The sequence below is a fragment of the Spirulina sp. CCY15215 genome (genome assembly GCF_016888125.1).
GTDB lineage: Bacteria > Cyanobacteriota > Cyanobacteriia > Cyanobacteriales > Spirulinaceae > CCY15215.
The window spans coordinates 1-9536 of record NZ_JACSWA010000332.1; the positions used below are offsets into that span (position 1 = coordinate 1).

General features: G+C 38.1%; 3 protein-coding genes and 2 pseudogenes. 2 read left to right on the forward strand and 3 right to left on the reverse strand.

What is annotated here, in order from left to right; genetic code table 11:
- Positions 1-96: pseudogene (locus JUI58_RS06705) on the forward strand (hypothetical protein); the annotation flags it as partial.
- A gap of 141 nt (positions 97-237) precedes the next feature.
- Here JUI58_RS06705 and JUI58_RS06710 read toward each other — a convergent pair.
- The 3 genes from JUI58_RS06710 to JUI58_RS06720 are packed head-to-tail and all read right to left on the reverse strand — an operon-like array spanning position 238 to position 9009.
- On the reverse strand, positions 238-5961 hold the full coding sequence (locus JUI58_RS06710) for a DEAD/DEAH box helicase (RefSeq protein ID WP_204102988.1): 5724 nt from the start codon (positions 5959-5961) through the stop codon (positions 238-240).
- A 17-nt stretch (positions 5962-5978) separates the two neighbouring features.
- Positions 5979-6998: a hypothetical protein gene (locus JUI58_RS06715; protein WP_204102989.1), complete on the reverse strand. Its 1020-nt coding sequence runs from the start codon at positions 6996-6998 to the stop codon at positions 5979-5981.
- Positions 6991-9009, reverse strand: coding sequence for a hypothetical protein (locus JUI58_RS06720; protein WP_204102990.1), 2019 nt, complete (start codon positions 9007-9009; stop codon positions 6991-6993). Before JUI58_RS06720 ends, JUI58_RS06715 begins: the two co-directional genes overlap by 8 nt.
- Before the next feature lie 198 nt (positions 9010-9207).
- Here JUI58_RS06720 and JUI58_RS06725 point away from each other — a divergent pair.
- Positions 9208-9536: pseudogene (locus JUI58_RS06725) on the forward strand (Asp-tRNA(Asn)/Glu-tRNA(Gln) amidotransferase GatCAB subunit B); the annotation flags it as partial.

The following is a 9536-nucleotide window of genomic DNA, read 5'->3' on the forward strand; positions in this document are numbered from 1 at the left end:
CCCTATAGTAAATTCGATCGCAAGCAATATTTCTATCCCGATCTGCCCAAAAACTATCAGATTTCTCAATACGATCTCCCGATCGCCGAACATGGGTGTTAGAGGAGGCGTTTTTTTTTGCTCCTAATTGAGTCAATAAATTTTGCCATCTGTGGGAAGTTAATATCATGCAATCGCTGTAGTGTGAATTTCTCTCGTTGTTGTCTTAGTTCAATTATTCTAATTTTCTCCAGCAATTCAAAGTTTGAGAGTTTGATAACACCAACTCGGACGACGGAGAAGATTAAATGTATCCAAATAACGCACTGTTTTAGAGGCTTCTACAGTCGCTAAAGCATCGGAAAGATAGCCTTCCGAAGTTTCTATATTCCATAATGGATGAATAATTATTACAGTAATATTATTAATTTCAAATCCAGGAAGATTATTAAATATTTTAGGATGACAATGTTTAAATGAAGAACAGAAAGAATCTCGTAAAATAGTTGCTTTATCCTGCCAGCCTTGGAGTTCTGGAGTAGAAAAATGACCGTTTAAACCGCAATATTCGCTTTCATTTGCTAAGATACGGAGAAGAGATAATCCTAAACGCCAATCGAGTAATCCATGATAGTTACTATTGCGATATTGTCGCAAGCAATCGTAACAGGAAGAGTCGCATTTTTGATGATGTTTTGCAGAAATCAGAGAACTAGCAAAGGTATTTTGTAATGGTTCTGCATTAACAATTTTTAACAAGATTTCCTGCCAGTTTTGTGCTAACCATTCGGTAAATCCAGAGCCGTTAGCAAGGCGATCGCTAATCACAATTTCTCCTATCTTTATTCCTTCATCATCTATCTGTCGCAAACCGCTAATATCTAACTCTTCGGGATCGATATCTAATGTTTCAGCTACAACCGATCGCAAAATAAAAGCAGCCGAATAAAAAGCAGCTTTAACCGCAGAACCTTCCTTTAAGGGATCGAGACATAAACCATCAGGAACAGTAGTAGGTCTAATTCGTAGAATTCCTGTAGTTTTTGGTGAAACAATGGCAATTTTTTCTTGACGATCTTCTGTAGTCTTAAACTTAATACCGCCTTTTTGTCCTTTAAATCGATTGTCGATCCATTGATTAGGTAACATTTTTTCACCAAAACCAAAACTTGCTTCACCGATCGCTCCTTGAAATAGCGATCCGCGATTATCATTAACACGAAAAACACGACCATCTGAAGCAAATGCAATATTAGTGTTTGTCTCTTCTATTCTTTCAAACTCTTGAGGATTAGATTCAGCTATACTTCCTGCTCCTGTTATCATAATATCAAATTCTGTCTTAGCATCAGTTCCTCGATTGAGGCTAGTGCGAAAAGCAAGAGGAACAGCCCATTGAAAAGACCGAAATCCTTCTTCTTGGGTTGCATTGCAGTTCGGACAATTTTCATCTTCAATCTCTTGAATAGAAGTCTCTGTATGTTGACAGCGATTGCATCGACTCATCCAAGTTCGTTGTGATAGAGGTTCGCTACTTGCAGGTCTTAAGCTATTTTTAGCACCAGGTAATAATGGTGCAGTAAAACCAATAGAAGTATAAATTCGTTTATCTTTTGTTTTTTCAGAACCGGGAGCAAATTCTGTAATTGCTAAGTCTAAATCTCTGCTGATTTCAGATACTTTTTTCTTTCCATCAGGATCGTGATGATATAAGGTTCTAGATCGAGAAGGCATTCCATACATAGGCAAAATTCCGCCTTCTGCTAGACGTTCTGCTAATCCATTTCCAGCTAGTTCTTTATTTTCTGCACACTCTTGTATTTTTTGAAAAAGTTCGTTGCGAGCAAATTGTTTGAGTTCGTTACTGTTGATTTCTGGAACACCGAGTAATAGCGTATCAATAATATTATTAATCTCTAGTGAATTTTTCAAGAACTTCTCAACTTTTTCTTGTAATTCATTATCATTTTGTAACCATGCTTCAGTTGTTCCAAATTCTCCATGACTATCTGGAGGAATTGGGCTATTCCAATAAGAAATACCAGCAGAAAGAAAAGCAAGATACAAGCATTCTTTGGCTAACAAACGTCTTGCAATTTCAACTTGAGACATCGATAGAAAAGGAACGGGAGGCGGATCTCCTGTAATTTTTTCAGGATGTTTATAGTAAAATTCATCGTGAGAACGACTGCGACAGAGAGTAAGTACGATCGCAAAGGCTTGTCCTCGACGACCCGCACGACCTGCACGTTGTTGATAATTAAAGCGCATAGGGGGCATATTAGCCAAAATAACCGCCATTAAACTACCAATATCAACGCCAACTTCCATAGTCGTTGTAACGCTTAAAATATCGATTGTATCGACTTGAGGAATGAATTTTCTGGTTTCATTTCCGATATTAACGATAACATTACGAAAATGTCGCTGTCTTTCCGATTGGTCGTCGGTTTGTCCGGTTAGTTCTTCGCAATGCAAGCGTAATGGCTGACGTTTGTTAACGGCTTCGGTTGCATAATAGTTGCGATCGTATAAATCTTGGCAAATTTTATTCGGTTCTTTGGGTAACGGTGAAAGACAATACAGATTTGTACAAATTCCTCCTGCATAGTGGAGATGAGGGCGATCGCACGATTCGCATTGCCAAACCGAGTCATCAGGAAGTGCGACTCGAACCGATAAATAACGGGAATCAAGTTCAAAATGATGATGTTTTCCTTCTTGACAAATTGCTTGATATAAAGCATTCTTTAATTGCTTTTCAGGCAGATTATTAAATGATGCACATTTTTCAACATAATGTCGAAAACTGGCTCGAACATCTTTCCAGTCTTTCCAAGGATATAGATCGTATTGTTGAGGTTTTTGGGGGTAGCGATATAACTCACCTAGAATTCGCAAACATCCTTGACAAATCTCTTTGAATATGTATAATGAACATCCACATTGAGAGGCAATTTCTTCAAGATTTGTCTCGGATGGTAAACTGAGACAAATATAACCCAATCCAGATGATTCAATTCCAAAGTATAGACGACCAAAAAGATTATTGCAAATTTCAGATTCTATTTTACTCAGTAAAGTTGATTTTGCTGATTTAAAATCCTCTGGAGGTAAGTCTAATTGCCAATGATTAGTTTGAAAATCAAAGAATTTAGTCCAATGTTGCCATTCATCTTTATAATCGAATCTTTGATATAAAACATCATTTCCCGCAGGATTAATTCCCAGCTTTAACAATCTTTTTATTAAAATTCCAATTTTGCGAGGATCGTCTTCTTCAAACAAGATTCTCAAGGGAATAATTCGCGTGCGACCTCTCTGTTGAATTTGTTCTAATATTTCTCGTGCTTGCTTTTGTTGGTTTTGCAAAGATTCTAGCACAATTGTAGATAAACCTTCTGGTAAAGTCATATCAGCAAAGCCTATTTGCTTTTGTAACTGAGCGATCTCATCAGGATTTTGTTCGGAAAATCGTACTGCTTCTGGACGAATAGGTTTACCTTGTTGTTGTAGGTCTTCTAATAAACTTAATTCTCCCATCGCCCGTTGTAGGAGTTCATCAAAAATGGTTTCTCTTACCAGATCGTTATAATGCGTTCGTTCAATACCATTAGAGATAGATGCAGCATCTTCTCGACTATCTGAAAATACAACCAATTTACGCGAGTCTGCTTGGTCGGGTAACTGATAAAATAACTCTTTCGCAAGCAACTGACTCACACGAGAAAAACCTGTTCTAAACCAGCGAATCGGTGATTTTTTGAAATACTTTTTACTATAATTTGCACTGCAATGTGGACACACTGACGGTAAAGCACCCATTTTTTTAGCCTCTGAGTGCGATCGCAGATAGAAAATATAACCTTGAATCCACTGTTTGAGATTGTCTGTATCAGGATTACCTAAAATGACGCGACCATTACGAGTATTGAGAGATGCTTTTCTCCATTGAACTTTTTCACTTCCATCACCACCCAATTTAGATTGATTCCATTCTTTTGCATCTTTACTAATTTTCCGAGATGGGAAAAATACAGCAAATTCATCATAACTTCTGCGATCTAAAGCTAGAGAAACTTTGCGATCGGGGATTCCTTCAATATCCGGTTCTGTAGGTAATAATTCCCACCCTTCTCCATTTTCCAACGTTAAACGATTTCCTGCTAAAAAGATAGTGCCGCATTGTTCGCAGTAAAGCAATTCTAATACCCGATATCCATCCTTGTCGAGAATGGGAGGATTCTGCACGTATAATTGACCGATGGGACGGTGTTCGCTTTGCTCCTCTTCCTCACAATCATGGTTGGGTTGAATACAAGCCCAAAGTCCATCAATATTGCGGAAAAACCAGTGAAATCGAAATCGAGGGAGTGTTTCAGTTTCCCACAGTCCTCGAGTCATTAGCAATCCTCTCACTGCTAAATCATTTTTGTCTTTGTTGGTATTGTTACCAAAAATCTTTTCAGAGAAATTAGAAATAGATACTGCACGAGTATTCCTGTTTTTGTCGGCACAAGCATTTAGCATTCTCGCAACAACTTTCTCAGTTTGAGATGAGAGAATTTGTTGGCAGGTTTGATATTCTGGAGTGTTAGATAGGCTTTCAGGATCGGTTTCTCTGTCTAATTTAACTAAATTTGCTAATTGAATAAATGGTTCGCGATCGAGAAAATCTTGCTCGACAATTGCAGGAATTTCTTCTTGTTCTCCCGGAATAATCTGTTCTGAATTCCATTCTGTCCCAAAGAACTGATTGAGAAACTCTAAACTGTTGGGATCGTCGGGTTCGAGAGATGCACTAGAAGCTAAAATTCTCAGTTTGGGGTGTCCCGGATACAAACCAATCCGTTGTAAAAATAATCTCAGTAAATAAGCAATTTCTGTTCCCGATGTTCCTCGATAAAGGTGCAATTCATCAACAATCAAATGAAAAATACTATCATCTTGTTTTAACCATTCTCGTGTCTTTTCAAAGATATTCTTATCGACATCTCTCATCAACATAATACTGAGCATACAATAGTTGGTGATAAGAATATCGGGAGGATCGTCTTGCATATCCCAACGACAGCGCATTTCCGCACCATCTAAACGAGGGAAAAAGAATTGAACCTCATCATCTCCTGTTGTTTTAATATATTCTTCAATGGCTGTTACAGACCTATCCATCTGCTGCATTGCTTCTTTCAATTTTTCGATTTTATCTTTATGAGGGTTTCCATTCTGTTTATTTTCATATCCAGGAATTGGTGTCACTCCAGTATATCGACCAAAATAAATGCGATTTCCTTGGCGATTTTCCTGAAACCATTCTTTTGCATTTTCCGAATCTAATGCTTTACGAAGTCGCGTTAACTGGTCTTCAACTAACGCATTCATTGGGTATAAAATCAATGCTCTAACTGCCGCTTTACGAGTCTCATGACCTCTTTGAGGAATGCGAAAAGAACGCTTCATTCGACGATTTTTCTTGATAACTGGATCGCATTCATTTTGCCAATCCTCATTTTCCCACCAATCATTAAGATATAGATGTTCTTTGTTAGGTAAACTCCAATTTTTTGATTCTCTTGTAAGATAGGCAAAGAGAGGTAAAAGAAATGCTTCTGTCTTTCCCGATCCCGTTCCTGCGGTGACAACTGCATTTTGACCCAAGAGGGATTTTTGCAGCATTTCTAGTTGGTGTTTGTAGAGTTGATAATCGCTAACTAATCCGCAAGCTGCTAAAGTTTTAAAATCTTGTAAGGTCGCTTCATCTAATTCAGGAATATCATCACAAGTTAAGTCATGAATTGTTTTTGGCGATCGCTCATACTGAGGTAATGGTTCGATCCAGGGTTCTTGATAAAATGCTCCGGGTTGACGCAATTTTCTTTCTCTCTCCCGTTCTATTTCAGGAAATCGAGTCCCGAATGCGGTTTTAACGTACAGGAGAAGATTGTCACGAATTTTTTCAAAAGAACCAATGGGATCGTACATGGGAAACTTACCGGTGTTTAATGTTTGAGGGAAATTTCGTTAAGTGTCTGACCTAATTTCTGCGCGAGAATTTCAGCGATATTTGGAGGAATAGCAGAGAAGATATGAAACCCAAAGATTTTGGAGTCAATTTGAGGAATTTTGTCTACAAATTTGGGAAGATAACCCGAACAAAGTGTTAATGCTCTTTCTAATAGGATAGGCAGTTTTGCACCAACTGGAACAGCTAGGGTAAATCTTCGCCGATCGTAAGCGAGGATCTGGCGATCGCTTTTCCATAAGATAGCATATCGTCCCCAATCTGGATTTTCAATCTCACGGCTCTTGTCAGTATGCCATAGATAGTGAGCTTTGGCTTGAGTTCGAGGATTCGTATATTGACTTAAATGAATATTTTGTTTTGTAACGGAATACGAACGAAATTTTAAAGAGATCGGATCGAAGGTTTTTTTATCCCAATTGAGTTCAGTTTCTTCTTGCCATTGTAATGTTTCCCAGTACGGATCCACAGATGCAGAAAAATGGAGAAGTGACCATGCTACGGGATTTTCGAGAAAAGGAATTTGTGATTTTGAAGCGATCTCGTGTAATTCTTCGATCGCTTCTGCACGAACTGTAACCCGCCGAGGTGCTAACATAATATCGATAGGCTGTTCTGTCACTTCTACATTAATGTGACTCCCTACAGATTTACAAATCTTGGATAATTCAGAGATTGTTTGGGGCGATCGCGAACCTGTTAAAATTGCTTGAGGAAATCCCATACAAGGAATTCTCACCAAAGCTGGAGATGCAATATAAAGGCGTTTTTTGTTAAAATTATAATCACAATGAGCAAGAGATTCTAATCCTCGCACTGTTTTAAATCGCAAATCTTTGAGTTTCTTTATATTTTGATTTTCTTCGCGATCGCCTGATTTCTCCTCTCGATGATAAAAGTAATCAAAAGTATCTTTAAAACTTTTCCAAGACATATCTCGTTTAGCAGAAATAACGGAGAGAAGTTGATCGCGATCGTTGTTTTTGAGTTCAGACATTTTTAGCCTCCTTTTGATATTTTTGCCATAAAGAACGCAATTTCCGATCGCTTGGGAGAATCATTTTTTTGCGCTTGACCCAAAGTATCTCTTTCCATTCCTTTAACTGTTTGCGATCGCCACATTTTTCTGCGATCGGACTTACTTCATTAAAATCTATACCGCAAAATTGTACACGACTGCGACGACCAGATGCGATCGCCCAAATTGGTGTCCAATCTTGTTCGAGAATTTCTGATGCTGTCGCGATTTGTCCCATTTTTCGACCAATAAAAATAATTCGATTTGTACTTTGAAAGGGCAACAGTGTATTAAAATTAAACTCAGGTATATCAAATCCTGAAACAATTACACCTCTGATTTTTGCAGAATTATCCTCTTCTAGTTCGCTAAAACTCCCAAAAATACCTCTAGTATAATCAGAAGGTTTATTTGTAGGATTATCATTGATTAAAGTCAGATTAATCTGTCGAACTATTTCCTCCTGACGACGTGCAGTAATACTGATTTTTTGATTCAAGGATAAGTCTTCAGGAAGTTGATAAACACCAAAAGAAATTGGGGATAACTTGTAGTCTTGACAATAAATATCAATCTCTTCATTGTGACCTTGTAACAATATCTTCGGTCGTGCAAATGCAAAGAAGCGATTTCCTCGATCTAAGCGTAGTCCTCCTTGGAAAGAGAGTCGAATAGTAGAAGGAAACGATAAATTAGGATATTTTGATTTAACGAGATTGTCACTCTTTGCAGACTCTACTTTAAATAAATTCCATCCCATTGGTAAACCTTTCTTTTCTTCTTTTGTAAAACCCTCACAACTAGAATCTCCCCATTCTGCGATCGCCTCAATGTGGTCGGGATGGACGAGTAAATAAAAAGGCTTTCCTTTGGGAAGTTGTGCAGTTTCCACCCACCCCGGTAAATCGTAATTTTGACCATCAATAAGAATTTTGACTGGCGATCCAGAAAATTTAAAACACCATTCTCGATCTTGCGATCGCATCTTAAATACCTTTTCCCAGTCAAATTGGGTTACATCTAACCTAATAGATAATGACCATCCTGTTATATCTTCAGAACAACAATAAGATTCATCTCGATCTTCAATCGATAATGATAAATCATCTTCTGGAAATTCAGAGCGACTCGTACATCGAACAGTTATCTTTGCCTTGCCAGCAATTTCATCCAATTGGCAACATAACCTTAAACTTCCATAATGAATTTTAGAATCTTTCTCTATAGAATCAGCACTTCCATCCCAATATTTTAACTCCTCAATAACTCGTTCAATTAGAATTTGCCAGCGTTCATCATTCTCGTTCAATAAATGGAGAGTACGAGATTTCAGATATTTTTCCCCGTGTTGAGATAATAGATCCGCGATCGCAGTTTCAGAGGGTAGAGAAAGAGGATCTAAGTCTGCTTCAGCAAAAATATTGGGTAAATTATTCTGTTCTTCTTCCGTTAATAGCATTTGCGCTAACGGAAAACTAATATGATAATTTTGCCCAATTGTAATACAATTAAATATTCCCCATTCACCATCAATCTCCTCGTTTGCCCATTGTTGCAAATCTTGCCAAAGTCGATCCATTTTGTCGAATGAAGGATATTGTCCTACTTTTGATTCTTCACCCAATAAGTCTCTTAAACGTGGATAATAGGCATTAGGTGCAAAATCACCTTCAATTCCTGCTGCTAGAACAAATAAAGCTAAATATCCAATGTAAGGAGGATATATATAGTCAGAAGTATGGTCTGAATTATCGCGCCAATTCTCCCAACTCTGTAAGGCTTTTTGACAAATTCCTTGATTATGTCTTGTTACCCGAGGAACTCCTTTTTTTAAGGCATTAATGAAATCTTGAAGATTGCATCCTCGATCTTGACCAATTTCGTCAATTAATGACTCTGTAACATATAAATAAACAGACTGTCCGGCTTTTTCCGATTTGAAAAAGTGCGAGGCAATTAATTCATTCCAATCTAGGTATTCTAAAGACATTTTTATCGTCCCTGACACAGATTCTGGTTAAAGTATAAATCGATCGCCTCTGTCATAACCGTTGTCTCCTAAAACACAATTGTAAATCCTGTCGTTATTATACCGAACCTATCAAAGCGCGATCGCGCCATTGCAAGTTCTCCTCGCCCTCATCGATATAATAAATACATTACTCTGTATATTTCACGAGTCCAGAATATGAGTGCAGCAACCGCAACCAAAACCCAATATGAAGCCGTGATCGGACTGGAAACCCACTGTCAACTGAACACGAAAACAAAAATTTTCAGTCCCGTTTCCACAGAATTCGGTACACCCCCCAACACGAATATATCCCCCATTTGCCTTGGCTATCCCGGTGTTCTCCCCGTCCTCAACGAGAAAGTCCTCGAATCTGCCGTTAAAACCGGACTTGCCCTCAATTGCCAAATTGCCCCCTATAGTAAATTCGATCGCAAGCAATATTTCTATCCCGATCTGCCCAAAAACTATCAGATTTCTCAATACGATCTCCCGATCGCCGAACA

Bases quoted from the DNA above. Each gene is read 5' to 3' on its own strand.
- JUI58_RS06710 (WP_204102988.1), bottom strand. From the start codon at position 5,961: ATGTACGATCCCATTGGTTCTTTTGAAAAAATTCGTGACAATCTTCTC.
- JUI58_RS06715 (WP_204102989.1), bottom strand. From the start codon at position 6,998: ATGTCTGAACTCAAAAACAACGATCGCGATCAACTTCTCTCCGTTATT.
- JUI58_RS06720 (WP_204102990.1), bottom strand. From the start codon at position 9,009: ATGTCTTTAGAATACCTAGATTGGAATGAATTAATTGCCTCGCACTTT.